The sequence below is a fragment of the Streptomyces sp. NBC_00285 genome (assembly GCF_036174265.1).
GTDB lineage: Bacteria > Actinomycetota > Actinomycetes > Streptomycetales > Streptomycetaceae > Streptomyces.
Genome location: NZ_CP108055.1, coordinates 6,417,249 through 6,440,991, shown reverse-complemented (window position 1 = coordinate 6,440,991; position 23,743 = coordinate 6,417,249). Strand labels below are relative to the sequence as shown.

Below are 23,743 nucleotides of genomic sequence, written 5' to 3'. Positions count from 1 at the left end.
TTGCCGACGTTGACCGATTGGGCCTATCCCCTGGCTGAGTCCCTGCTCGCCGACCCGCTTCCGCGGCGCTGGAAGCACTGTCTCGGAGTAGCTGAGAGGGCGCGTACGATCGCGCTCGTTCTTGACCAGGACGCGGATCTGTTGGAGGCCGCAGCGGTACTGCACGACATCGGCTATGCGCCGGACCTGGCCAAGACGGGCTTTCACCCGCTGGACGGGGCCCGCTATCTCCGAGACGTGGCCGACGCCGACGAACGGGTCACTAACCTGGTTGCTCACCACTCCTGCGCATGGTTGGAGGCAGAAGCCCGTGGCATGCGTGAGGAGTTGGAGGGTGAGTTCCCCCGCGAAAGTGCGCACCTGAACGATGCGCTCTGCTACTGCGACATGAACACCACGCCGGACGGCACCCCTACGAACCCGATCGATCGGATCAACGAGATCACCGGACGGTACGGGCCGGAGAGCTTGATCGGACAGTTCATTCGTCGGGCCGAACCCGAGATCCTGGCGTGCACATCGCGCGTGCTCGAACGGGTCGGCGCCGCCAAGCGTCAGCCGATGTAGGGAGTCGGGCGGGTCCGGTCCATGGCGTGCTCGATCCGGAGCCGCATCGTGGGGTGTACGTCCAACGTCGCCAGGTCCGCTGGATCGACCCAGCGGACCTGAGTCGTTTCGTGGCTTGTACGGAGTTCACCGCCGACCGGCCGCGCGCGAAAGCAGATGCTGAACTGCTGGCGCACCTCGCCGTCGTCGTACTGCATCACGTGACCAGGGTCGGTGTAGATCCCGGACATGTCGACGACTTCGGCCTTGAGGCCCGTCTCTTCCCAGATCTCACGCACAACGGTGTCGCTGATGGACTCGCCAACGTCGTGCCCGCCACCGGGCAGGGCCCAACGGCCGTTGTCTGACCTCTGGATCATCAGCACCTGCCCCGCATCGTTCTGCACGAATGCCACGACGGAAGGCACCACCGAGTTGGCCGGCGGGGCGTCGGGGTCGTGAAGGAAGTCGATGCGTCCCATGGCTCATGCTCCTGTGATGTCGTGGTCGGTCACTGGCCTTGCGCCTTCCCACGTCTGCTGCACGCTATTGGCGAAGGTGTCGAAGAGCCCGGCGCCGGGGAGTCGCCGTAGGTGCAGAACCGGGGCCAGGTAGGCGCCGACGCCGTACACATGTGTGTTGACGAGCATCTCGTCATCCACACGGTAGATCGAGTTGTAGAGCACGGTGTCGTGCAGACGGAACGTGATCTCAGGGTGGCTAGTGAACAGAGGGCGGTAGTTGACCAGCGCATTGCGGATCTTGCCGTCCATGATGCGGTGGCCTTCGTCGATACCGCGTCGGATGACGGCCTCGCACGCAGGGTCGCCCATCAGGACGCGAATCGGGACGCTCTTCGATTTCGCCTTGAGGACCGTGAGAAAGCGCGGGTCTTCCGCGAGGCCGATGCCTGCGTAGACAAGGATGTCGATGCGCTCCCTGGCGCGCTCGCACATCTCCCGCCACAAGTCCGTCGGTACGACGTGGCGATGCGGATAGACCGTGACGATCTCCGCTTTGCTCAGGTCGGCTGCGGACTCCTGAGTCCGGGAGTCGTCCCACAGCATCGTTACGTCGACCTGGAGCGCTGTCGCCGTCGCGTACTGGTGGCGCCGGTACGGCACCTTGCCTTGCGTGACCCAGCGCTCGATGGTCTTGGGGATCACCCCGATCTCGGCAGCCAGGTCCTGGATCGTCATGCCGCGCGCCAACAGGGCAGACCTCAGTCGTTCGTTGGACACCTTTACCCCCGCGTGGACTTCTAGGGACTTCTTGACCGTAGCCAGATGATTTCGAGCTGTCTACGTACGGGGTGACCAACTCCCCTGACCTGGGGCGATTCTGAGTGTGCGCCAAGAAGTTCCGGCGCAAAAGCCAAGCGGTTCCGTGCTCGTACTTGACGGACCACTATGCAGTACCTGTAAAACAGGTACTGCAACACGAACGGCTCCGAACGGAGCTGATCCGGCGTGCGCGGACCCGTCCGTGCACGCAGCAGAACCCCGCAGGCCCCGCTTACACGCGGTCCGAGCGGCAGGGGAGACGTAAAAGTCCGTCGTCTTCACGGAGTGATCGGTGTCATCGGCTAAGCCGTTGGTCTGACCCTCGGGCGTAGACCCAGGGACCGGATCGGCGGGGATCCCGGTGGTTGGGCTGCACCCGGTCCATGACAGGTAGCCATTCCAGGGAGATCGACTCAGCGAGTGACGTCTGAGTGACGCGGTGACCGCGCGCCGACCAAGAGGAGGCGGAGCAAGGCGCATACGGGAGCCGCGAGAAGACAGTGACGGGCTTTCCCGTCACTCGTCATGCGGGCAGGACGCCAACATCACGTCGGCGCCCTGCCCGTTCGATGAGTAAGCAGAACGGTCCCCCGGGTGGCACCCCGGAGGACCGCGAACAGGCACCTGTCGAGGAGGCACCTGTGATCACCAGTCTGACAGACCAGGAACGCGACGACCTGTCACAGAAGAACGCTGAGGCGAACAAGCGCAGCGAGGACAACGCCCGTTCCCGGGGCGGCCGTTGATGGCCGACTCCGAGCACGAGAAGACGAAGGAACCACTGCCGCCGCGTCCGCGCGGTCCGCACCCCTACTGACGTTCCAACCGCCCCGATGGTCGCAGGCCGGGTTCGACTCCCGGCCGGGGCACTCCGGCCCGCCGCCTTGCACGGCGTGGGCCGCACTTCCCGGACTGGCCGCCGCATTCTGTGCGCTCTCTCGCGGCCTCCGGCTCTACCTCTATCCCTTCAACATGGGAGCTCCCATGCGCAATTACGTCGGCGGCCACCGGGCCGACACCCCACAGGACTTCGCCGAACTCGCCCTCGGCACCCCCGCCGAACTCTGGCTCGGGGTCGACGGCGAGAGCGACGAAGAGCGCGCGGCCCGCCTGGACGCGGCCCGTGACATCCTCGCCGACCCCGAGTACCGCACCCTGCCGGACGACCTGATCCGCCTGGCCGCGCGAGTGGTCGAGGATCACCCTGACCTGTTCAACGTGGTCCCGCTGGCCCGCCCCGCCCACCGCCGTCCGGCCCACCGGGGGGCGGCGGCATGAGCGAGAGCCTGAAGCTGGACGACCTGTCCGTGCCGCTGCGGGCGTTGCGCCTGCTGGCCGTGGACTTCGGGCATCTGTCGGCACCGTGGGTGCACGTGGGCTGCGTCTACCCCGAACAGTTGGAGCTGACGTTCCACGACGACCTGGCCGGCTTCGAAGCTTGGCGCGAGGCGCTCGGCATCGCCCCGGACGCGGTGACGCACGGCACGCAGAGCAATGGCGGTACGCGCGTGCTCCAGGCCACCGCGGACTTCACGGGCGCGGTGCTGAAACTGACCGGCTTCGCCCAGATCACCGACCCGGCGCCATCCGGGGCGGCGGACTGATGTCCGCGGCGTGGGGCAAGTGCTACGACCCCAGCGGCGCCCGCTACGGAGTGCCCACCTACCCCTGGCGCCTGGCCCCCACCGGCCTGGCCACCCGACGCCAGCTCCGTGCCCGGGGCTTACGGCCCGGCGGCCAGGAGATCGCCGCACAGGTGATGCGGGTCAACCGCAGGGCCGGGGGCGTGCGGGTCAGCTACCTCTACCAGATCGACCGCGCCAAGCCGGTCCGGCCGATGACCTCGCGCAAGTGGGGCGCGCTCGCGCTGGCGATGCTCGCCCGCCGCACCTGCCCGCAGTGCCGGATCGCCTACAGCTACTGCATGCCGACCTCGCTCGGCATGTGCCTGCTGTGCGCCTACCCCGACGAGCAGAACAAGGAGTGATCACATGGACTGGAAGAAGGCCGCCCACCGGGCGGTGCACTGGAGTCTGCCGGCCGGGCTGACCGGCCTGTCCCTGGGCTGGACCGTGTACGCGGTCGGGGAGATCCTCTCCCACCAGGCCCCGGCACTCCTCGCCTACACCGTGGCCGGGATCTACGACGCGGTATGGCTGTACGCGCTGGCCATGGAGACCGCCCACCGCCGCCAGGGCTCCAAGGCCACCCTGCCCACCACGCTGGGGTGGCTGTTCCTCGTGACCTCGGTCGGGGTCCTCTTCACCCACGGCCTGCTGTACGCCACTGCGGTTGTCGCGGTGATCGGTGCGGTGGTTCCGGCCGCTGCCAAGGCCACGCTCATCATGGCCGTGGAACGGGAGGCCACCCGGATCTCCCGCGCAGCGCAGGCGCAGATCGACGCCGTGCGCAGCGCGACGCGGGACCAGGTGGCGATCGGCCGCGCGGTCACCCGTGCCAAGACCGACCGGCAGACCACCGCGGCGGTCTTGGAGCGTGAGGAGCGCAAGGCCCGCGGCCAGGCGCAGAAGGTGCGCCACGAGGCAGCCGAGGAGCTGACGAAGCTCACCGCGGAACACCCGGTGGCCGACGTCCCGCAGGAGGTGCCGGCGCTGTTCTCCGATGAGGATCTCGCCCGGGTGTTGGGGCAGTGGTCGGACGGGGGTGTGTCCCTGGGTGTGTCCCCTGTGTCCCCGCAGGTCAGCCCCGTGTCCCCGGTGCCCGAACTGACCGCTTCCCAGGGCGAGGGACACACCCCGCTCGACTGGTCGGCGCTCGTGCAGGTGGCGGCCGTGGCCGGGGTCGACACTCCCGAGCCGGGCGAGCTGCTGAGCGAGGAACAGCTCACCGTCGTGCTGCGGTGGCTGCGCCACTCCGAGAACCCCCCGCTGTCCTACCGCAAGGCCCTGGCCGCGTACCGCGCGGCGGGCTTCTCGGCGAAGGAAGAGCGGGTGCGCAAGGCGTACGCAGCGCTGATCGACGCGGAAGACGCACAGCCGTAACCGACCTCCGGCACACACCAATGACGGCCAGCCCAGGACTAGTGGGCTGGCCGTCGTTGCGACTGCCGGAAGCAGTCGAAACCCAGTGAAGCAGACCCGGTGAGCCCCGGCGAGCGGCACGTTCGCAGACCCGGCGCAGACCCAGCGAGCTTCACGGAAACCCACCAGAGCGGATGCGCGGCAGACCCGCGCCCGCTCGCGGCGAGACCGCACAGAACGGAGGGGTGTGGGAAAGAAGCCACAGCAAAGCAAGGGTGAGGACACCTACGGGCAGATGACGGGCGCGATCGGCGTCCTGGTGATCGCGTTCGGTGTCCTGGCCGCCATCAAGGACAAGTTGGGCCTGTCCTGGCCGGCCACTGTCCTGCTGACCGCTGGGACCCTGCTCGCGGCGGGCTATATGGCCTGGCGCCTCCGGACGGGCTTTGCCCAGCTCCGGAACGGGCTGAAGCAATTGCCGACGCCCGCGCAACAGCCGGTGGCGCAGCCCGCGGTGGCCTTGCGGCAGGAGGCGCCCGAATCACCCGTAGGGGCAGAGCAGGGAGCTGAGACGGCCGTTCAGGCTGACCCGGCGCATCCGGAGCTCACCGCGGCGCTGCGTACCGCCGGCGTCATCGGCCAGAACGAGGTGATCCGGGCTGATGAGGTCACCATCGGCACGGTGCAGAACGGCTCGGTCTACAACTTCCTGGTGCCCAAAGGCCGTACCTACGAGGACGTCGAAAAGCGCCTCGGGACCGTGGCGGGGATGTTCGGGGTCACGCGTCTGCACATGAAGCTGGAGCGCAGTCGTGACAACGAACGCCATGTGCAGCTGCTGAAGCTGCACGAACCTCCCTTCACCCACGCATTCCCGGCCCCCACCCGGCAGGAGATCGCCACCTTCGCGGGGGTGCCGCTCGGGCATGACGTCACCGGCCAGCTCGCCGGGGTGCCCACGTTCGACAAGGCATCCCTGCTGGTCGCGGGCATGACGCAGCGGGGCAAGACCACGCTGATCAACGGCCTGATCACGTGTCTGTTGATCGCGTACGGCGACTTCGAGCTGTATCTGCTCGACGGGAAATTCTGCGGGCTCACCAAGTTCGAGAAGATCGCTGCCCGCTACGAGTCGTCCGACGACCCGGCCGTTTTCGAGGAACTCCTCGATGAGCTGAACGCCCGCTCGGACAGCCGGTACAAAAAAATCAAGGAAGCCATTCGGAACCGGCAGCCTGCACCGGTATTCACACCGGTGATTTTCATCGTCGACGAGACTGCCGACTTCTTCTCTCATGACGAGTCGAAGGAAGGAAAGGAGCGGGCTCGAAGGATCGCAGACAAGGCACGATCGCTCGTCTCAAAGGCCCTGGAATCCGGGATATCCACGGTACTGATGACGCAGCGCCCTTCCACGAACGCGATTCCCGTCATCGTGCGGGATCAGTTCCTCTACCGGCTGTGCCTGTACGTGGCATCGTCGGGTACGGCCAAGGTTGCTCTCGGGGATACATACTTCGAAACGATCGCCCCGATCAACCCGGCTCTTCTCGACCCGGACATCAAGGGCCAGGCCGTTCTCTTCGTCAACGGACGCTCCATATTGATCCGAGGGTTCAACTTCGAGGATCAGTTCATCTGGCGCGTGGTGGACGCGATCCACACCCGGCAGCAGAAGACGCTTGACGAAGGACCCACATCCCCGCTCAAGCAGGCTATCGACCTGATGCGGAATGACCGTGTCGAGTTCATGCCTACGGCCGACCTCGCCCCGTCGCTCGGTATCACGGAAGCCGATCCGGTAGAGCGCGGAAAGCAGCTGAACCGTCTTCTCGGGGTTCCCGCCGACAAGGGCCCGAAGGGTGTGCGGGGCTACCGGCTGGCCGATCTCAAGGCCGCCGCTCTGTCCGCTGCGTGACCGCCACCCGGCACCGCCCGACGGACCGCCAGACCACCGCCACCCGGCCTGCCCGGGTGGCGGTCGTCTTGGCCCCGGTGGCGGTGGCTTGGCGGTCCCGGGTGGCGGTGCTGACCAGTGAAAACGATCAAACACCAGGAAGGAGGGAGGAACCTCGTTGCGTGCCTCTACAGCCGTCACGATCGGCGTGGGCGCGACCGCGGCCGTCGCCGTGGCCGCTTGCCTGCAGGCGGCCGGCGACGATCCCGCGGGAACGCTGCTCAGCCTGTCCGTGCCGAGCCAGTACAAATCCCTGATCCAGGCCGCGGGCAGCACCTGTCCGGCGGTCACGCCGAACCTGCTCGCCGCGCTTCTCACCCAGGAATCCAACTTCAACCCGAAAGCGCGCTCGCAGGTCGGAGCGGAAGGCATCGCACAGTTCATGCCGTCCACGTGGGAATCCCACGGCATCGACGCAAACGGCGACGGCAAACGGGACGTGATGGATCCCGAAGACGCGATCCCCTCGGCAGGCGAATACCTCTGCTCAATCGCCAAGGACGTCAAGGACGTGCCCGGCGACCAGCAGTCCAACATGCTCGCCGCCTATAACGCCGGAAGCGGTGCAGTACGCAAGTACGAGGGCATTCCCCCGTACAAGGAGACACAGAATTACGTCCAGTCCATCGAGGCACTCGCCAAACAGCCCTCCGGTGGAAAGACCGCATCGACGGATCAGGGCACGACCGCCATCAATGCGGCATCCGAGATGCTCGGCATGCCGTATTCGTGGGGCGGCGGAAACGCGAACGGTCCCAGCACCGGAATCTGTTGCTCGCCGATGGGCCGCTCCGGGGCGAACATCACCGGTTTCGACTGCTCCGGGCTCACGCTGTACGCCTACGCAAAATCCGGAATCTCCCTGCCCCGCACGGCAGCCCAGCAGTACGCGGCATCCGAGCCGGTAAAGCCCGGCGAACAGCGCCCCGGCGATCTCGTCTTCTACGGAAAGACCGCAGCAGGAATTCATCACGTCGGCATCTACATCGGCGGCGGCTACATGCTCAACGCCCCCCGCCCCGGCACCAAGGTCCGTATCGACCCCCTGGACACCATGACCGACCTGTACGCCCTCGCCCGCCCCGTCCCCCAGCAGAACCAGGAGATCTGACCCATGAGCAAGCTCTTCATCCTCGCCAAGCCCGTCGACATGTCCGGCGGCTTCAAGGACTTCTTCGCCACCATCGGCCTGACCGGCGGCGGCCTGGTCGTCAAAGGCATCGCCGCCGTCATCGCGATCATCGCGCTGCGCATGCTCCTTCAGACGTCCAGCGATCCCAAGGGCGCTCTGCGCAAGGGGTCGATGGCGATCGGCACACTGTTCGTCGCGGTCGTCCTCGCCCTGTACGGCGACACCCTGTTCTCCACCGTCACCCAGGCCAAGGGCTGACGCCCATGGCGGACAACGACTGCGACCTGATCGCCCAGCCGGCACGGGAGTACTGCGAACGAGGCAACTCGGACAGCCTCCCCGGCGGTGTCACCGGCGGCGCCTCCGACAACGTCCGGGACTTCGCAGAGAGCATCATCAAGAAGATCAATGCGCTGGTCGCGCCGAAGGACGCGTGGGCGCCGAAGAGCGCGGACAGCGCCCTGTACGAGCCGTTCCTGTGGCTCGGTCAGCACCTGGCCGTCGCCATCTTCGTGTGCGTGGTCGTCGTGTGCGGCCTGACCGCCTGGCAGGGCGCACCACGTCTGCGCCAGATGGGTGCATCCACCGGTTGGACCCTGGCGGCCGTCGCCGGCATGGCGACGGTCCCGGGGGCAGTGATGATGCTGAACAAGGCCGTCAGTGCAGCGTTCACGACCGCGTTCGACAGCAACGAGAGCACGCTGTTCAAGGTCATCCTGAACGACCTTCAGCAGGGCGCGGACAAGGACGTGCCGCTCGCGAAACTGTTGACCATCTCCGCTCTTGTGGTCGCCCTCGTTCCTGCCGCGCTGGTGTTCATCACCCGCAACCTCGGCATCCTCGCGTTCGTGTGCATGGCTCCCCTCGTGCTGGCCTCGCTGGCACGAGGGGGCGATGCGACGGCCGTGAAGACGTGGGCGATGCGCCTGATCGGGCTGATGTTCTGCCCGTTCGCCCTGCTGTTGGTCTCGCCGTTCGTCGAACTCGCTCACGGCTCGCTGGTGGTCGACACCGTCCTCCTGCTCGCCGCGGACGCCCTGATGCTGCGCATGATCTTCCACGGAATCCCGTACTTCGGACCCAAGGTCGCGCGTGGCGCCCGGACCTTCGTGGAACGCCGCACTGACAACCGGCTGGCCCATGCGGTCGTGCGGGCCGGCGCCCCGGATGTCTACGAGCAGGAGAACGCCCCGCAGCGCAGGCGCACGGTCAACACGCCCGGCCGGGCCGTGCATCAGGACCGCGGGGTCCTGCTTGCCGCGTACGGCGTCCGGCAGCAGAAGCGGTCGGGACGTCCGACCGCACAGTCCGCCGCCGCGCACGCGTCCGAACGCTCCGACCGCAGTACGCAGATCAAGGCGGCACGCAGCCAGGTGCGGGCGTCCGGCTCACCGTCAGGCCCTTCCCCGGCCGCCGCCCCGAGCAGTCCGGCCCCGGCTCCCGCGCCGGGATCCGGTCGTCCTTCCACCCCGTAGCGGGCCCGCCCCGGGCCCGGCGTTCTTCTCTCCCCCTCGATCGCGGGATGAGCGAAGTGCCGGGCCCGGGGCGGTTCGCCCCTCAGACTTCCGGAGGTTGACCCGATGTACTCCCTGACACCCGGCTACCGCATCCCTGCACTCCAGCGCGGACTGAGCCCCTGCGAGACCCTGCTGACCCGGGTGAACGCCGGTGTCGGGAGCGCCGTGCTGGCATCCGCGATGATCTCCCCGCCCCCGCTGTGGACCTTCGGCGCGGTCGGCGCCGCCGGAGCCCTGCTCAACCTCGCCCCCGGCCCGCGCTCGATGGCCCGGTGGGCCACCGTCGGATACCGGCACCTGCGCGAACGCACCGTTCCCGCCGCCATGACCAACCAGCCCGGCGCGACCGCGACATGGGCCCTGTACCCAGGCCACGGCACCATGCAGGACGACCAACGCCGCACCGTCTTTCACGAGGCGTTCTCCAAGGCGCTGACGTTCGCGGGCGGGCAGGCCCGCCAAGCAGGCGTTCAGGTGCACGTCACCCACCACGCCGCCGTCGGCGAGTTCACCCACCACACCCAGACCATCTCCGTGCATGTGCCCAAGGGCCTGGTCGGACAGCCCGATCGCATGCTCGCCACGCTGGAGGGCGAGTTCACCCGCCTCGGAGCCCTCGCACCCGTCGCCCCCGAGCAGCTGCCCGCCGTCGTCGACCGCGGCCCCGGCTGGGTGGGCCTGGAGGACGGCCGCTACGCGGCCACCGCCCGGATCACCGGCTGGCCGGATGAGACCGGTGGGGACCTTATGGGCAAGTTCCTGCTCGATGACCAGACAGAGCGCTCGTTCGCAGTGCTGTACCGGCCGCTGCCCGCGGCGCAGTCCCGCAGGTCGGCGAAGTGGCAGGAGGCGGCGAGCGAGGCGTTCACCGCCGACAAGGTCAAGCAGGACGCCCACCAGATCGCCAGCGGCACCACCCACGGCGCCCTAGTACAGGGCGCCACCCTCGTGGACATCGACGCCTATCTGACGGTGTGGGGCGACAGCCCGGAGGCCGTCACCGACGCCCGCTGGCAGGCCTCGCTCGCTGCCGACCGGCACCGGATCGTCCTCGACTGGCTGCCCGGCCAGCAGCACCGCGCACACGTGATGACCACCCCGCACGGCGCTTCCACCCGGAAAGGGGCGATCCTGTGATCCGCCTGCCCTCCAACCACGCCGCGATCACCGCACCACTCATCGCCTCCAACACGGCCTTCCCCGGCATCCCGATCGGCCGCTCCCTGCTGGACGGCCGCGCCTTCCACCTCTCGCCCGTCCTGACCGACGCCGCGATCCTGCCGGCCACGAACTCGCTCGCCCTGGGGGGACTCGGCTCCGGCAAGTCCACGACGGCCAAGACCCGGATACGGCGCGAGATCCTCGACAACGCCCACCAGGCCGTCGTCATCGACTCCTTCGGCGAGGACACCGCGAGCGGCGAGTGGGCGCCCCTGGTCCGCTCGCTGGGGGGCCGGGTCATCGAGGCCGGCTCCTTCACCCTCAACCCGTGCAGCGACCTGTTCCCGCGCGCGGTTCGCGAGCAGTTGGTGCGCTCCCTGATCACCGCTGTCGAGCCGGGCGCCCTGACCCATCAGGCCGCCCACGCCCTCCAGCACGCCCTCGCGCATCCGAAAGCGACCTCGCTGAACGGGCTCGTGGACGCTCTGGTGGCGCCGGAGGACGGGCGGTGGCCGGCCGCGAAGCTGACCGAGTGGGGCGAGGGCCCGGCGATCGCCCTGTCCCGCTACACCGAGGGATCGCTCACCGGCCTGTTCGACGGCCAGGACGCGAGCCTGCCGGAGACGGACCTGCCGATCCTGTCGTTCGACTTCAGCCGGCTGGACCGCAACAGCCCGGCGATCCCCTCGCTGATGGCCGCGATCTCCTGCTGGGCAGAGCACGTATGGCTGCGCCAGTCCACGGCAGTGCACCGCCACCTGGTCCTCGAAGAGGCCTGGCAGATCCTGCTATCCCCGGCCACCAGCGAACTCATCCAGCGTCTGCTGAAGAACAGCCGCAAGGCCGCTCTGTCGCTGGACGTGGTGATGCATACGCTGTCCGACCTCGGACAGGGCAAGGCGCAAGATCTGGCCCGGCTGTGCGAGATCGCCCACGTCGGACGCTTGGGACCGGAAGAGGCCGCGATCGTCGGCGCCCTGCTCGGACTTCCCCAGACGCTCATCGACCTCATCCCCACCCTCGAACCCGGCCAGGCGGTGTGGAAGGTCGGCCCCGACTACGTCGACGTCGTCCAGACCATCCTCGGGCAGGACGAGATAGCGCTGACGGACACCTCGTCACGGCGCCGTATGGCACAGCAGGGGACGTCCGTCGATCAGAACAGCCCGGCCACCGAAATCGTCACGGAGCCAAGTGAGGACCCGAGCGTCGTCGTCGACTCGGATGATCTGCATGCACCGTTCACCGCGGCCGACGACAGTTGGGACTGGGAGAGCCTGCCGCCGAACGTCATCGGCACGCTCACCCGGCACGAAAGCGTCCTCCAGGCCGCGTTGGACGGCCGATTCGACCAGGCCTCTCAGGTGGCCGCCCTCTACGAGCGCGAGGACATCACCGCCCACGGCCTCAACTCCCCCCAGGCGCTTGCCTGGTGGGAGACCCGGGCACAGGTGGCCGATCTGCGTGGAGAGCACGGACAGGCCGTGCAACTGCGCGCTACCGTCGCCCACATGGGCCACGACGACGCTGCATGGTTCGAGAAGACCGGCGACAGCACGTCCCCGCAATGGCACCGCGGCCCCCAGCCGCACGCGGCCGAACCCCGGACGGACTCACCGCAGCCCCGGACGCGTCGTCGGAGCTGGCCCTACGTCGCCGCGATCGCAGCCCTGGGCATCACGATCGCGGGCGTCTACCAATACGCGGCCGACGACCAGGAACAGCAGGCTCGTCAGGAAAAGGCCGCCGCCTACAAGGGCCGCTCCGGGGCAGCCCTCCAGGTCGACGGCGTCAAAGCCGATCTGGTCGCCCACTGGAACAGCGACCGGGACCGCGTCTACCTGGAACTGCGCTCATACTTCGACCGCAACGCGAAGTACCTGCGCATCGACGCCTCCGGCAAGACTGCGCACACCACGCGCGGCAATGACCGCTGGTTCCCCAAGGCGCCCGAGATCGCGCTGCCGGTCACCGACCCGCTCGCAGACATCACCGTCCGCGTCTCGGTCGGCGGAAAGACATGGAAGGACGGCGACCGGGCACAGTCCCGGACCATCCGCCTGTCCCCGACCGGCACCGCGTACGACGCAGAGACCGGAACCAAGCTCCCCTCCGATCTCTGACACGCATTCCTCCAGCACACAGGGCCCGCACCCCACCAGGTGACGGGCCCTTTCTCATTTGCCCACCCGGATGCTCCGCCTGGTCCTCGCCCTCCCGTGCTCCGACGGGGGCGAGGACCGGGCAGGCCACCCGGCCGCCCACACCGCCCCGAGAGACAAGGAGATCCCGTTTTGGCGCACATCCACGGCACCAGCGGCAGCGATTTTCCGCTGCGGCGCTTCCTGTACCCGTTCGCGATCGCCGGCGCGTTCGTCGCCGGCGGATGGGGGCTGGCCGCCGCTCTGGCCTGGCTACTCGACTACGCCGCCCACACGGCCGTCTTCATGGCCCATGCCGCCGGGCCCATAGGTGTCGGCGGCATCGCCCTCAAGATCTTCAGCACCAAGCGCTGACAGGAGACCAACACCCGTGCAGCGACTGCGCATTCACTACACAGTCTGGCCCCAGTCCGGCCTGGTCCTCACGGACACGCCCCGGCCCGACTGCCCGCAGTGCGAGGGCAACGGCGGCATCGAGCACGACTACGGCGACTACGAGACCGGCGAGTACGCGGGCACCGACTGGGAGCCGTGCACCTGTTGGAACGAGCACCGCCGCTGGCTCCTGCTCCCGCTGCCCCGGCTGCGCCGCCCTCGCCGGCTCTCGCGCCACCGCGACCCGTGGGCCGCCAACGGCCATGGCTGCAGCAACGAACCGCCCTTCTAAGCCCACCAGTTCAGGAGACAGCATGTCGTTCGGAGAGACCCCGATCACCCTCGTCGGCAACCTGACCGACGACCCCGAGCTGAAGTTCACCGACGGCGGCGCCGCGCTCGCCAAGTTCACCATCGCCGTCACCCCGCGCACCTTCGACCGCACCTCCAACGCGTGGAAGGACGGCACCACCGCCTTCTACCGCTGCGCCGCCTGGCGCACCCTCGCCGAACACGTCGCCGACAGCCTCAAGAAGGGCTCCCGCGTCGTCGCCAACGGCCGGATGCGTCAGCACGACTGGACCACGGACCAGAACGAGAAGCGCTCCATGCTCGCCGTCGAGATCGACGACATCGGCGCCTCCGTCCGCTTCACCACCGTGACCATCAACGCCAAGCCCGCCTCCCAGAACGGCCCGGCTGGCAACGACCCGTGGACCGCGGCCAACGGCTCCGCCGGAGCTTCGGCAGACACCGAACCCCCGTTCTAGCCGCCCTTCGGTGCTAGGGAGTAGCGGTGCCAGGCGGGGCTATCGGGGAGTTAGGCACTCCCAGGTCAGTACGCATGGCGGCGCGGGTCTCTTTCCAGCGCTCCCAGATCCACCCCAGGTAGTCCTGGATCACTTCGAGGGTGTCGCCGTCATCCGGGTTGCCTTCTTCAAGGCACTTGGTCCTGCGGTATCCCTCCGACAGCGCCCTGGACATGTCATCGAGCTGGGCAAGCACGGCTGGTGAGGCGACCATCTGGGCTTCGGCGAAGGCAACATGGTGCCCGTGACGGGAGGCTTCCAGCCGCTCACTGCCTGCTTCGGTGACCTCGTGGCGGTGCACGTTCCACAGGTGGTTCATCAGCTGCATGCGGTAGTGGCGAAAGGCCGCGTTCGTCTCGATGTAGCAGGACCGGCGCATAGCAACTTCCGCCTGCCGCTGCTCGCGCTCCCACTGCGCGTGGGCTGCCTGCTGCTGGCGCTCGAACTCCGCCTGCTGCGCTCTCGCCCCGGACCTCTGCGCGAGGACCGGCGCGAGCAGCGTCCCGGTAACACCTACGGCTGCTGCAACCAGCGCAAAAGCGGTACTTCCCACAGCATCCCCCCGATGTGTGACGGTTAGGAACCGGCCCGGTGCGCGTTCCAGTGCGCCGTCAGCCACACCCGGTGCTCGGGACGCAGGGCCAACACGAGCGGCTTGCCGTGCAGTTCGGCGTACATCGGATAGGCGTCGAGCCCGGGATCGACGTCCAGCAGGTCCGTTTCCGGGTCGACGGCGATGCGGCCGTTGTCGAACAGCCGGTGCACATCCCGGCGCAGCAGCAGCCCCCCGAAGTCGTGGTGCTCGCCGCTTTCGGCATAGCTGTACAGGTGGGCCGCCTCCAGTACATCGGCAGGGGCCGGGCCGGTGACGGCGCACTGCTGGCCCTGCTCTTCCAGCAGTGCGGCCCGGAACTCCGCCTGCCCCACCCGGGCCCGGACCCTGGCGAAGCGGTGCCCACCCGCGATGGGAGCCCGCCGGTGCCGCGGGCCGGCCAGAGCGGACACCGCCGCGGCATCCGCCCGCCCGGTGGCCAGCAGCGCATCGCGCAGCTTCTCCCAGCGGGCGGGGCGCATGCTCAGCTGCGAGTTCGGCGAGTCGCACAGGGCCCGTAGCTGGGGCCCGGTCAGCAGGCCGCGCCCGTCAAGCCAGCGCCGGCCGTAGCGGGACAGGTAGGTGGTGACCGGCTCCACCTTCTGTCCCGGCGTGTCGAAGGTGGCCTCGCACTGATTGCAGCGGCAGGCCGGCGTCAGCCGCGAACGCCGCTTGAAGTCAGCCTTCTTGCACTGGGGGCAGAAGTACCGTGCCTTGTCCTCGGTGTCGGTCTCGATGCTGTCGATGACCGAGACGCCGATCAGTTCCCGCTTGTCCCACAGCGCAACAACGTCCCCCTCGGCCAGACGGGCGTGGTTGGGAACCGTGCTGTCCCAGCGGTAGTACTCGCGCGGGTTGTCCTCGTAGCCGTCGTTCCCGCCGTGCTGGCGGGCGTCGCCCACGCTCAGCAGCAGCCACGCGTTCGTCATTGCGCCCCCTCCTCAACCCACAGACCGGGGCAGCCGCTCTCTCGGCAAAAGACCGCGGCTGCCCCTCACCCCAGCTCAACCACAGAACTGGAGAGGTCAAGCATGACCCAACCCACTGACATCCGGCACCGGACCGGCCAACACCCGCGCCTGCTCGATCTGTTCTGCTGCCAGGGCGGCGCAGCCAAGGGCTACTCCGACGCCGGGTTCGACGTGACCGGCGTCGACATCAACCCGCAGCCCCGCTACCCGTTCCGGTTCGTGCAGGCCGACGCGATCGCGTTCGTCCTCGAACACGGCGCCGCGTTCGACTTCATCCACGCCTCGCCGCCGTGCCAGCACGACAGCGACTGCCAGCGCATCCAGGACAACGCACACCCGGACCTGATCGCCCCCGCCCGCGCCGCCCTGGAAGCGTCCGGGCGGCCGTGGGTGATGGAGAACGTGCGGGGCGCGGTGCCCAAGCTGCACCGTCCGGTGATGCTGTGCGGGCCGATGTTCGCCGTCGACACGTACCGGCACCGGTTCTTTGAGACTGGCGGCGGCTTCACCCTCGACCAGCCCTGCCATCCCACGCACTTGATGCCGCAGGCCAAGATGGGCCGCCCCGTGCCGCCCGGTCACTACGGCCAGTTCGTCGGCAACTTCTCCGGCGTCGACCTCGCGCGTCGGGTACTGGGGGTGCCGTGGATGAACCGCGACGGCATCCGCGAGTGCATCCCGCCCGCCTACGCGGAGTTCATCGGCCGCGCCGCCCTGGCCGTGCTCACCCCGGCCCTGGGGGTGGCCGCGTGAACGCGAGCGTGCTGCCGCTGCGCCGGCCGAACGGGCTGCGCCTGCTGGACCTGTGCTGCGGTGCCGGGGGCCTGTCCATGGGCTACTACCTCGCCGGGTTCGACGTGACCGGCGTCGACAACCGCCCGCAGCCCAACTACCCCTTCACCTTCCACCAGGCCGACGCCCTCACCTTCCCCCTGGACGGCTTCGACCTGGTCCACGCCTCCTGGCCCTGCGAGTACTTCGCCAAGGTCACCGCATGGCGCGGCCGTCACGACGACCACCCCGACCTCCTCACCCCCGGCCGCAAGCGGCTGGAGTCCTCCGGGCTGCCGTGGGTGATGGAGAACGTCCCCGAGGCCCCGCTGAGGCCGGACTACCTGCTGTGCGGCACCCAGTTCGCCCTCAACATCCGCCGCCACCGTGCGTTCGAGACCTCCTGGGGAGGGGGCGGGGACCTGGTCGCGCCGTGCTGGCACCGCAAGGGTCTGCTCGCGTTCGCGCACAAGGGCGAGCGGGCCTACGCGGACGCCATGGGCTGCACCTGGATGACCAACCTCGAAGCCCGCAAAGCCGTACCCCCCGCCTACACCCAGTTCATCGCCGCACAGTTCCTGGCAGTGGAAGGGAGAAGCGCGGCATGAGCGAGCCCCTCACCGTGTCCCTGGAGAATCTGCACCTGCTGTCCGCGGCCCTGCTGTGCGGCGAGCGGGACTGGCCGGTCCTCCCGGTGATTCCGGGCGCCAAACGGCCCGCCGGGCACCCCGAACGCGCCTGCCCCCGCACCGGACGCTGCGCCGGCGGGCACCGCACCCCGGAACAGCGGGCCACCACCGAACCGGAGTTGATCCAGGCGGCATGGGCCCACCGGCCCTACAACGTCGGGATCGCCACCGGCCCGGCCGGGCTAGTCGTCGTCGATCTGGACGTGTGCAAGCCAGAAGAGCCAGAAGGAGCGCCTGACGGCACCACTTCCTTCAAGGCGCTCTGCGAGCGCGCCGGACAGTCCATCCCGCTCACGTACCAGGTGCGGACTCCCAGCGGAGGCGCGCATCTCTACTTCGCCGCCCCGTCCGGCGCGCGGTTGAAGTGCAGTGTGAACCGCCTCGGGGCTCACATCGACACCCGCGCGTGGGGCGGCTACGTCCTCGCCGCCGGCAGCACCACCGAACAGGGCGTCTACGAGGTCACTGAGGCCGCCCCCGTGATGCGGCTGCCCGCCTGGCTCGCCGACCTGCTCGATAAGCCCACCGAGCCAACCGCCCCGTCCGCGCTCGTTCCGGTGCGCGACGGCACCAAGGCCGCCCGCACCGCGCTGGAGAGGGAATGCGCGGTCATCCGGGCCGCGCGCGAGGGCGGGCCGAACGGGCGCAACGCCACGCTGCACCGCAGTGCATGCAAGGTGGCCCGGTTCGTGGCCTGGGGGCACATCCCTCGCCACACCGTCGAAGAGGCAATCCAGGCGGCGGGGGAGTCCACGGGACTGTCGGCTGCCGAGTGCCGCACGACGATCCGCAGCGCCATGGACTGGATTTCGGCGCACGCGACACCGCGGGAGGCCGTGTGACCGCCTCCCGCTCCCCCGCCCTGGATTGCCTTCCCCGTGCCGCGTACGGCCCGTACGACGCCCAACCCCGGCGCCCCGAGCAGGCGGTAGGCGCCCGAAAGACCGACGCCGAAGGCGTCCTTTCAGCTCTTCGCACCAATCACCGCGACCTGTACCCGTCGCGGAACTCCCAGAAAGGGAGGACCCCCGCATGACCACCACAGCGAACACACAGCCGTCCATCGACGGCGCCGCCCTGCTCGATGAGGTCGAAGCGTTCCACCGCCGCTTCAACGTCTTCCCCCGCGAGGCCGCCTACGTCGCCGTCACGCTATGGGACGCGCACGCCCACCTCATCGACGCCTTCGACGGAACCGCCCGCCTCGCGTTCCTCTCCCCCGAGCCCGGATCGGGCAAGTCCCGCGCACTGGAGATCGTGGAAACCCTCACCCCTCGCGCGGCCACCACCGTCAACGCATCCGCCAACGCCCTGTTCCGGCTGGTGGAGGCCGACGGAGGAACCCCTACGCTCCTCTTCGACGAGATCGACACCGTGTTCGGGCCCAAGGCCGGCGGCAACGAAGAGGTCCGCGGGTTCCTCAACTCCGGCTACCGGCGCGGCGCCAAGTCCCTGCGCTGTGTCGGGGACGGCTCCAACCAGAACACAGAGTGGTTCTCCTCGTTCTGCGCGGTCGCCATGGCCGGACTCGGCTCACTGCCGGACACGATCCTGACTCGCTCGGTCATCATCCGCATGCGCAAGAAGGCACCCAACGAGAAGGCCGAACCGTACCGCCGTCGGGTCCACGAGAAGCAGGGCCATGCCCTACGTGACCGCCTCGCCAAGTGGGCCGACACCATCAGCGACGACATCGCCGCGGCCTGGCCGGAGATGCCCGAAGGGGTCTCCGACCGGCCCGCAGACGTGTGGGAGCCGCTCCTTGCCGTAGCGGATGCCGCTGGCGGGCACTGGCCTGAGCGAGCCCGCGTGGCCTGCCTGGAACTGGTCCGTGCCGCAGGCGAGGGCAGCAGTTCCTCCGTCGGCATCCGGCTGTTGACCGACCTGCGCGACAAGGTGTTCTGCGGTGCCGAGCGCATGCCCACGGCTGTGATCCTCGAAGTCCTGCTTCGGATCGACGACGCACCGTGGACCGACATGGACGGCAACGGCAAGCCACTGAACCCGCGAATGCTGTCCAAGATGCTCGGGGAATACGTCACGGCAAGCAACGAGCCGATCCGGCCCCGATCCATCCGCACCGCCCAGGGCGTACCCAAGGGCTACTACGCGGAGGATCTCGCGGATGCGTGGTTGCGCTACTGCCCCCCGCCCCCTGAGAAATCCGCTACATCCGCTACATCCGCTACACCGCAGGTCAACGGGGGTGAATCCGTAGCGGAAGAGCTTCCCGGCATCCGCTACATCACCCCGCAAACCGCTACCGCCGACCGTTCGGCCTAGCGCCACCGATCCGCTACATCCCGCACATCCGCTACATGCGGCAGGTCTCTGACCTGCGCTGTAGCGGATGTAGCGGATGTAGCGGATCCCCAGAGGGGCCGCGCGTTGGTCGCGACGGCCCCTCTGCTTCGTCTGCCCCTCCTGCTGTTTCAAGGAGAACCCGACATGGCTACCCCTTCTCGTCGCCGTCGCGAGCCCAAAGACGAGCTGGTGCCGCTCACGGATGTGCTGGATGAAATCGGCATCACCCGCGCCACCTGGTACCGGTGGCGCGACCGCGGTTACACGCCGGAGGCGCGGCGCACCCCGTCCGGTCGGATATGCGTGCGCCGAAGTGTCCTGGACGCCTTCAAAGAAGAACTGGATGCCGCGTGACTGAGTGGACCTACGACGTCAAGATCTGGGCAATCCGCAAGCGCGATTCGACGCGGAAGCCCTACCAAGTCCGCTGGGGTACGGGCACTCGCCCACACTCGGAGTCCTTCAAGACGTTGGGCCTGGCAGAGAGCCGCCGGGCCCAATTCATCACGGCCACGCGCGCGGGGGAACCGTTCGACGTGGAGAGTGGCCTGCCGAAGTCCTTGCTCGCCCAAGAGCGCGATATCTCGTGGTACGAGCACGCCCGCAACTACATCGCCATGAAGTGGGATCACTCCCCCGCGTCGACCCGCCGCACGCTCGCCGAAGCCATGGCAACCGTCACTCCCGCTCTGGTAAAGGACACCAAGGGCATGCCGGAGCCACGAGTTGTACGCACCGCCCTCTACAGCTGGGCGTTCAACAAGAACCGCTGGCAGGAAGAGCCCCCGGACGATGTTGCCAAGGTGCTTGCCTGGTTCGAGCTGAAGTCCGTGCCCACATCCGCTCTGGCGGACCGTATGCGGGCCCGTGCCGCCCTGGACGCCCTGACCAAGAAGCTGGACGGCAAGACAGCCGCCGCGAGCGTGATCCGCAGGAAGCGAGCCATCTTCCACAACGCCCTCGGCTACGCCGTCGACGCCGAACTCCTGACAGAGAACCCACTTCCACGCATCCAGTGGAAGGCACCCGAACAGGTCGAAGAGGAGGTAGACCCAGCGTGCGTGCCGGACCCGGCACAAGCCGCAAGGCTCCTGACTGCCGTACGAGACCAGAGCCCGCGGGGTCGCCGCCTGATGGCGTTCTTCGGCTGTATGTACTACGCCGCGGCCCGGCCAGCCGAAGTCATCGGTCTGGGGCTCCAAGACTGTGACCTCCCTCGTCGTGGATGGGGGAAGTTGCGGCTCAGAGAGACGCGTCCGCGCTCCGGCTCAGCGTGGACGGACAGCGGTGAAGCCCACGACAAACGGGGGCTGAAGCACCGCCCGCGGAAGGCGGTCAGGGAGGTACCCATCCCGCCGGAACTGGTCGCCCTACTCCGATGGCACGTCACGGCGTACGGGGTGGCCCCGGACGGCCGGATGTTCCGCACGCAGCGCGGCGGGCTCATCCAGGACACCGGATACGGGGAGGTCTGGGCTGAGGCTCGTACGCGAGCCCTGACTCCCGCTCAGCGCGGATCGGCATTGGCCAAGCGTCCTTATGATCTTCGCCACGCGGCTGTGTCTACGTGGCTCAGTTCTGGAGTGGAACCTCAACTCGTGGCGAAGCGCGCCGGCCACAGCGTGGCCGTCCTGTTCCGCGTGTACGCGAAGTTCCTCAGCGACGGAGACGAGGCCGCGAACGCCAAGATCTCTGCCCGCCTGGAGGGCCGCTCCTAGCTGGGCAGAATTCCTGTCCACGTCTGGGCCACAGAGTTCGAGACGGGACGTTCGAATACGAGATAGCGCGAGACAGCACGTCCACTACCAGAGGACACGACAAGGGCCCTGTGACCAGCCAAAATAGCTGGTCACAGGGCCCTTGTTTCCCGTGTGGCGGCGCCAGGGTTCGAACCTGGGTAGGCTGAGCCGGCAGATTTACAGTCTGCTCCCTTTGGCCGCTCGGGCACACCGCCGGGGTTGCTGCCCTTCGAACCGTCTTTCGGCGGTGCTCCGTGGCAACGACGTAAACAATACCCGATGCCGAGGGGTGCTTGGCCACCTGATTGATCTGCGCCCGGAGGGCGGGGGATGGCTAGGCTTGGGCGGATGCGACCCCGGTCCACGCCGGGTTCGGCGCCCGCTCCCACGTACGCCGATACGCATCCTTACGCACGCCGATACGCACCCCGATACAAGGAGCCACAGGACATGGCCGACTCCAGTTTCGACATCGTCTCGAAGGTCGAGCGGCAGGAGGTCGACAACGCCCTCAATCAGGCCGCCAAGGAGATCTCGCAGCGCTACGACTTCAAGGGCGTGGGTGCGTCGATCTCGTGGTCCGGTGACAAGATCTTGATGGAGGCGAACTCCGAGGACCGGGTCAATGCCGTCCTCGACGTCTTCCAGTCCAAGCTGATCAAGCGCGGGATCTCGCTGAAGGCGCTCGACGCCGGCGAGCCGCAACTCTCCGGCAAGGAGTACAAGATCTTCGCGTCGATCGAGGAGGGCATCTCCCAGGACAACGCGAAGAAGGTCGCGAAGATCATCCGTGACGAGGGGCCGAAGGGCGTGAAGGCCCAGGTGCAGGGCGAAGAGCTGCGGGTCAGCTCGAAGAGCCGGGACGATCTCCAGTCCATCATCGCCCTGCTGAAGGGCAAGGACTTCGAATTCGCGATCCAGTTCGTGAACTACCGGTAGAGCAGCGGACTGTCCCTACGAGGAAGGGTGGGCACCTGGCCGGTGCCCACCCTTCTCGCCTGCTGGCTGCGGTTCGGGGATGTCAGTCGCGCGAGTTGCCGAACAGGAGTCGGTAGGCAATCAGGAGCACGAGTGAGCCGCCTATCGCGGCGCCCCAGGTGGCCCCGTCGTAGAAGCTCTTGGTGACCGGGTGGTCCAGCCAATGGGCCGCTATCCAGCCCCCGATGAAAGCGCCCGCGACGCCGATGAGGGTCGTCCCGATGAAGCCTCCGGGGTCACGGCCCGGCAGCAGGAACTTGGCGATGGCTCCGGCCAACAGCCCGAGGATGATCCAGCCGATGATGCTCATGCCCTGAACCTGCCCTTCCGCGCTGTGCCCGCACTGTCCGAGGACTGTGATCTGCATCCATCCCAGCAGACTGTGCGGATCTCAGGCGCATGAGTCGTACGGCGCTCTGGTACGGCTTGCGTGCCGTGGCCGTCGTGCGGGTGTTCGCATCGCGTTGCTGAGAAGGACGTCAGGCCCATGCCCCGCGGTTGCACCGGATCAGTAGGGTGCGGCTCATGACGAGTTCCGGTGCCGAACTGCGGCGCACGCTGGGAGTGAGTGACGCCGTCGTCATCGGGCTCGGTTCGATGATCGGTGCGGGGATCTTCGCCGCTCTCGGGCCCGCGGCGCACGCGGCCGGATCCGGGCTGCTGCTCGGGCTCGCGGTCGCCGCGGTGGTCGCCTACTGCAACGCCACCTCCTCGGCACGCTTGGCCGCCCTGTATCCGGCATCCGGCGGCACGTATGTGTATGGGCGAGAGCGGCTCGGTCCGTTCTGGGGTTATCTCGCGGGCTGGTCGTTCGTGGTCGGGAAGACGGCATCCTGTGCGGCGATGGCGCTGACGGTGGGGGTCTACATCTGGCCTGGCCAGGCACATGCCGTGGCAGTCGCGGCCGTGGTGGCACTGACCGCCGTGAACTACTGCGGGATCCAGAAGTCCGCCTGGCTGACCCGGGCGATCGTGGCGGTGGTTCTCGCTGTCCTCGCTTCCGTGGTGGTCGTGTGTCTCGGGTCCGGCGCGTCCGAGGCCGGGCGGCTGGACGTGGGGGTCTCGGGCGGTGTGGGCGGAGTACTGCAGGCGGCCGGTCTGCTGTTCTTCGCGTTCGCGGGATACGCGCGCATCGCGACTCTGGGTGAGGAGGTACGGGATCCCGCGCGCACCATTCCCCGCGCGATTCCCCTGGCTCTGGGCATCACGCTGGTCGTGTACGCAGGTGTGGCGGTGGCTGTCCTTTCCGTGCTGGGTGCCGATGCTCTGGGGCAGGCGGACGCGCCGCTGGCCGAGGCGGTGCGGCAGGCCGGGGTGCCGGGGCTGGTGCCGGTGGTGCGGGTGGGTGCCGCCGTGGCCGCGCTCGGCTCGCTGCTCGCCCTGGTTCTGGGTGTCTCTCGGACGACCCTGGCCATGGCCCGGAACCGGCATCTGCCCAACGCCCTGTCCGCCGTGCACCCCCGCTTCCAGGTACCGCACCGGGCCGAGCTGGCCGTGGGCGCGGTGGTCACGGTCCTCGCTGCCACGGTGGACGTGCGAGGCGCGATCGGGTTCTCCTCCTTCGGTGTGCTCGTGTACTACGCGGTGGCCAACGCCTCGGCCTGGACGTTGGGTTCGACTCCGGCGTCCAAGGTGGTGCCGGTGACGGGACTGCTCGGGTGCGTGGTGCTGGCGTTCGCGCTACCAGGGGTTTCGGTGGTCGTGGGTACGGGGGTGCTGGTGGTGGGGGCAGTGGCGTACGGCGTACGGAAGTGGTGGGCTTCGCGGTAGGTCAGT

Annotated in this window: 27 protein-coding genes and 1 tRNA gene; 22 read left to right on the top strand and 6 right to left on the bottom strand. The window is 68.3% G+C overall.

Translation table 11 applies throughout. The annotated features are described in order from the left end of the window. Entirely contained in the window at positions 1-567 is a 567-nt protein-coding gene (locus tag OHT57_RS29910; RefSeq protein WP_328749655.1) for an HD domain-containing protein, read from the top strand. On the opposite strand, the gene OHT57_RS29905 is transcribed toward OHT57_RS29910, so the two are convergent. After that, positions 555-1,028 carry an NUDIX domain-containing protein gene (locus OHT57_RS29905; RefSeq protein ID WP_328749654.1) on the bottom strand — a complete coding sequence of 158 codons (474 nt, stop codon included), beginning with the start codon at positions 1,026-1,028 and terminating at the stop codon, positions 555-557. The genes OHT57_RS29910 and OHT57_RS29905 overlap by 13 nt on opposite strands. A gap of 3 nt (positions 1,029-1,031) precedes the next feature. Further along, positions 1,032-1,745 (bottom strand): XRE family transcriptional regulator, encoded by a 714-nt coding sequence (locus tag OHT57_RS29900; RefSeq protein ID WP_328749653.1) that lies wholly within the window; start codon positions 1,743-1,745, stop codon positions 1,032-1,034. 1,068 nt (positions 1,746-2,813) lie between these two features. On the opposite strand from OHT57_RS29900, the gene OHT57_RS29895 reads away from it, so the two are divergent. The 13 genes from OHT57_RS29895 to ssb all read left to right on the top strand — a co-directional run bounded on the left by OHT57_RS29895 (position 2,814) and on the right by ssb (position 13,884). Further along, positions 2,814-3,107, top strand: coding sequence for a hypothetical protein (locus tag OHT57_RS29895; protein ID WP_328749652.1), 294 nt, complete (start codon positions 2,814-2,816; stop codon positions 3,105-3,107). Beyond that, on the top strand, positions 3,104-3,433 hold the full coding sequence (locus tag OHT57_RS29890) for a hypothetical protein (protein WP_328749651.1): 330 nt from the start codon (positions 3,104-3,106) through the stop codon (positions 3,431-3,433). The genes OHT57_RS29895 and OHT57_RS29890 overlap by 4 nt, the downstream gene beginning before the upstream one ends. Beyond that, entirely contained in the window at positions 3,433-3,816 is a 384-nt protein-coding gene (locus OHT57_RS29885) for an RRQRL motif-containing zinc-binding protein (RefSeq protein ID WP_328749650.1), read from the top strand. The genes OHT57_RS29890 and OHT57_RS29885 overlap by 1 nt, the downstream gene beginning before the upstream one ends. Before the next feature lie 4 nt (positions 3,817-3,820). Next, the gene (locus tag OHT57_RS29880; RefSeq protein ID WP_328749649.1) at positions 3,821-4,831 is read left to right on the top strand and encodes a hypothetical protein; all 1,011 of its coding nucleotides are present in this window, start codon (positions 3,821-3,823) and stop codon (positions 4,829-4,831) included. A 226-nt stretch (positions 4,832-5,057) separates the two neighbouring features. Further along, complete coding sequence (locus tag OHT57_RS29875) at positions 5,058-6,728, top strand: FtsK/SpoIIIE domain-containing protein (RefSeq protein WP_328749648.1); 1,671 nt, start codon at positions 5,058-5,060, stop codon at positions 6,726-6,728. A gap of 157 nt (positions 6,729-6,885) precedes the next feature. Beyond that, the gene (locus OHT57_RS29870; RefSeq protein ID WP_328749647.1) at positions 6,886-7,878 is read left to right on the top strand and encodes a C40 family peptidase; all 993 of its coding nucleotides are present in this window, start codon (positions 6,886-6,888) and stop codon (positions 7,876-7,878) included. A 3-nt stretch (positions 7,879-7,881) separates the two neighbouring features. Beyond that, a complete protein-coding gene (locus tag OHT57_RS29865; RefSeq protein ID WP_328749645.1) occupies positions 7,882-8,157 on the top strand; it encodes a hypothetical protein in 276 nt (91 codons plus the stop codon). A 5-nt stretch (positions 8,158-8,162) separates the two neighbouring features. Further along, entirely contained in the window at positions 8,163-9,374 is a 1,212-nt protein-coding gene (locus OHT57_RS29860) for a hypothetical protein (RefSeq protein WP_328749644.1), read from the top strand. A gap of 105 nt (positions 9,375-9,479) precedes the next feature. After that, positions 9,480-10,553, top strand: coding sequence for a hypothetical protein (locus tag OHT57_RS29855; RefSeq protein WP_328749643.1), 1,074 nt, complete (start codon positions 9,480-9,482; stop codon positions 10,551-10,553). Beyond that, on the top strand, positions 10,550-12,700 hold the full coding sequence (locus tag OHT57_RS29850) for a hypothetical protein (RefSeq protein ID WP_328749642.1): 2,151 nt from the start codon (positions 10,550-10,552) through the stop codon (positions 12,698-12,700). Before OHT57_RS29855 ends, OHT57_RS29850 begins: the two co-directional genes overlap by 4 nt. Before the next feature lie 171 nt (positions 12,701-12,871). After that, positions 12,872-13,093, top strand: coding sequence for a hypothetical protein (locus OHT57_RS29845; protein WP_328749641.1), 222 nt, complete (start codon positions 12,872-12,874; stop codon positions 13,091-13,093). 16 nt (positions 13,094-13,109) lie between these two features. Then, a complete protein-coding gene (locus OHT57_RS29840; protein ID WP_328749640.1) occupies positions 13,110-13,406 on the top strand; it encodes a hypothetical protein in 297 nt (98 codons plus the stop codon). A gap of 22 nt (positions 13,407-13,428) precedes the next feature. Continuing rightward, the gene (ssb, locus tag OHT57_RS29835) at positions 13,429-13,884 is read left to right on the top strand and encodes a single-stranded DNA-binding protein (protein WP_328749639.1); all 456 of its coding nucleotides are present in this window, start codon (positions 13,429-13,431) and stop codon (positions 13,882-13,884) included. 13 nt (positions 13,885-13,897) lie between these two features. Here the strand turns inward: ssb and OHT57_RS29830 are convergent, their stop codons facing one another. Both OHT57_RS29830 and OHT57_RS29825 read right to left on the bottom strand, forming a co-directional pair. Beyond that, positions 13,898-14,476 carry a hypothetical protein gene (locus OHT57_RS29830; RefSeq protein WP_328749638.1) on the bottom strand — a complete coding sequence of 193 codons (579 nt, stop codon included), beginning with the start codon at positions 14,474-14,476 and terminating at the stop codon, positions 13,898-13,900. A 23-nt stretch (positions 14,477-14,499) separates the two neighbouring features. Then, on the bottom strand, positions 14,500-15,444 hold the full coding sequence (locus OHT57_RS29825; RefSeq protein ID WP_328749637.1) for an HNH endonuclease: 945 nt from the start codon (positions 15,442-15,444) through the stop codon (positions 14,500-14,502). 102 nt (positions 15,445-15,546) lie between these two features. Here OHT57_RS29825 and OHT57_RS29820 point away from each other — a divergent pair, with 102 nt between their 5' ends. The 6 genes from OHT57_RS29820 (at position 15,547) to OHT57_RS29795 (ending at position 20,968) form a co-directional block, all read left to right on the top strand. Next, a complete protein-coding gene (locus OHT57_RS29820) occupies positions 15,547-16,239 on the top strand; it encodes an SAM-dependent methyltransferase (protein WP_328749636.1) in 693 nt (230 codons plus the stop codon). Next, positions 16,236-16,865, top strand: coding sequence for a class I SAM-dependent methyltransferase (locus tag OHT57_RS29815; RefSeq protein ID WP_328749635.1), 630 nt, complete (start codon positions 16,236-16,238; stop codon positions 16,863-16,865). Before OHT57_RS29820 ends, OHT57_RS29815 begins: the two co-directional genes overlap by 4 nt. Beyond that, positions 16,862-17,788 carry a bifunctional DNA primase/polymerase gene (locus OHT57_RS29810; RefSeq protein ID WP_328749634.1) on the top strand — a complete coding sequence of 309 codons (927 nt, stop codon included), beginning with the start codon at positions 16,862-16,864 and terminating at the stop codon, positions 17,786-17,788. Before OHT57_RS29815 ends, OHT57_RS29810 begins: the two co-directional genes overlap by 4 nt. A 190-nt stretch (positions 17,789-17,978) precedes the next feature. Then, positions 17,979-19,229, top strand: a complete 1,251-nt coding sequence (locus tag OHT57_RS29805; RefSeq protein ID WP_328749633.1) for a DUF3631 domain-containing protein — start codon at positions 17,979-17,981, stop codon at positions 19,227-19,229. Between the two features lie 165 nt (positions 19,230-19,394). Beyond that, entirely contained in the window at positions 19,395-19,604 is a 210-nt protein-coding gene (locus OHT57_RS29800; RefSeq protein WP_328749632.1) for a helix-turn-helix transcriptional regulator, read from the top strand. After that, positions 19,601-20,968 (top strand): tyrosine-type recombinase/integrase, encoded by a 1,368-nt coding sequence (locus OHT57_RS29795; protein ID WP_328749630.1) that lies wholly within the window; start codon positions 19,601-19,603, stop codon positions 20,966-20,968. The genes OHT57_RS29800 and OHT57_RS29795 overlap by 4 nt, the downstream gene beginning before the upstream one ends. A 154-nt stretch (positions 20,969-21,122) precedes the next feature. Here OHT57_RS29795 and OHT57_RS29790 read toward each other — a convergent pair. Further along, positions 21,123-21,204, bottom strand: a tRNA-Tyr gene (locus OHT57_RS29790). A gap of 235 nt (positions 21,205-21,439) precedes the next feature. Here OHT57_RS29790 and OHT57_RS29785 point away from each other — a divergent pair. Continuing rightward, a complete protein-coding gene (locus OHT57_RS29785; RefSeq protein ID WP_328749629.1) occupies positions 21,440-21,928 on the top strand; it encodes a YajQ family cyclic di-GMP-binding protein in 489 nt (162 codons plus the stop codon). An 82-nt stretch (positions 21,929-22,010) separates the two neighbouring features. Here the strand turns inward: OHT57_RS29785 and OHT57_RS29780 are convergent, their stop codons facing one another. Then, a complete protein-coding gene (locus OHT57_RS29780) occupies positions 22,011-22,277 on the bottom strand; it encodes a GlsB/YeaQ/YmgE family stress response membrane protein (RefSeq protein ID WP_328753365.1) in 267 nt (88 codons plus the stop codon). Positions 22,278-22,492: 215 nt separating this feature from the next. Here OHT57_RS29780 and OHT57_RS29775 point away from each other — a divergent pair, with 215 nt between their 5' ends. After that, positions 22,493-23,737, top strand: coding sequence for an APC family permease (locus OHT57_RS29775; protein ID WP_328749628.1), 1,245 nt, complete (start codon positions 22,493-22,495; stop codon positions 23,735-23,737). The last annotated feature ends 6 nt before the right edge of the window (positions 23,738-23,743 follow it).

What these genes read in the sequence shown, in the direction of transcription:
- OHT57_RS29905 (WP_328749654.1), bottom strand. Translation starts at nt 1,028, where the DNA reads ATGGGACGCATCGACTTCCTTCACGACCCCGACGCCCCGCCGGCCAAC.
- OHT57_RS29900 (WP_328749653.1), bottom strand. Translation starts at nt 1,745, where the DNA reads ATGACGATCCAGGACCTGGCTGCCGAGATCGGGGTGATCCCCAAGACC.
- OHT57_RS29895 (WP_328749652.1), top strand. Translation starts at nt 2,814, where the DNA reads ATGCGCAATTACGTCGGCGGCCACCGGGCCGACACCCCACAGGACTTC.
- OHT57_RS29890 (WP_328749651.1), top strand. Translation starts at nt 3,104, where the DNA reads ATGAGCGAGAGCCTGAAGCTGGACGACCTGTCCGTGCCGCTGCGGGCG.
- OHT57_RS29885 (WP_328749650.1), top strand. Translation starts at nt 3,433, where the DNA reads ATGTCCGCGGCGTGGGGCAAGTGCTACGACCCCAGCGGCGCCCGCTAC.
- OHT57_RS29880 (WP_328749649.1), top strand. Translation starts at nt 3,821, where the DNA reads ATGGACTGGAAGAAGGCCGCCCACCGGGCGGTGCACTGGAGTCTGCCG.
- OHT57_RS29865 (WP_328749645.1), top strand. Translation starts at nt 7,882, where the DNA reads ATGAGCAAGCTCTTCATCCTCGCCAAGCCCGTCGACATGTCCGGCGGC.
- OHT57_RS29860 (WP_328749644.1), top strand. Translation starts at nt 8,163, where the DNA reads ATGGCGGACAACGACTGCGACCTGATCGCCCAGCCGGCACGGGAGTAC.
- OHT57_RS29855 (WP_328749643.1), top strand. Translation starts at nt 9,480, where the DNA reads ATGTACTCCCTGACACCCGGCTACCGCATCCCTGCACTCCAGCGCGGA.
- ssb (WP_328749639.1), top strand. Translation starts at nt 13,429, where the DNA reads ATGTCGTTCGGAGAGACCCCGATCACCCTCGTCGGCAACCTGACCGAC.
- OHT57_RS29825 (WP_328749637.1), bottom strand. Translation starts at nt 15,444, where the DNA reads ATGACGAACGCGTGGCTGCTGCTGAGCGTGGGCGACGCCCGCCAGCAC.
- OHT57_RS29820 (WP_328749636.1), top strand. Translation starts at nt 15,547, where the DNA reads ATGACCCAACCCACTGACATCCGGCACCGGACCGGCCAACACCCGCGC.
- OHT57_RS29810 (WP_328749634.1), top strand. Translation starts at nt 16,862, where the DNA reads ATGAGCGAGCCCCTCACCGTGTCCCTGGAGAATCTGCACCTGCTGTCC.
- OHT57_RS29805 (WP_328749633.1), top strand. Translation starts at nt 17,979, where the DNA reads ATGACCACCACAGCGAACACACAGCCGTCCATCGACGGCGCCGCCCTG.
- OHT57_RS29800 (WP_328749632.1), top strand. Translation starts at nt 19,395, where the DNA reads ATGGCTACCCCTTCTCGTCGCCGTCGCGAGCCCAAAGACGAGCTGGTG.
- OHT57_RS29785 (WP_328749629.1), top strand. Translation starts at nt 21,440, where the DNA reads ATGGCCGACTCCAGTTTCGACATCGTCTCGAAGGTCGAGCGGCAGGAG.
- OHT57_RS29780 (WP_328753365.1), bottom strand. Translation starts at nt 22,277, where the DNA reads ATGAGCATCATCGGCTGGATCATCCTCGGGCTGTTGGCCGGAGCCATC.
- OHT57_RS29775 (WP_328749628.1), top strand. Translation starts at nt 22,493, where the DNA reads ATGACGAGTTCCGGTGCCGAACTGCGGCGCACGCTGGGAGTGAGTGAC.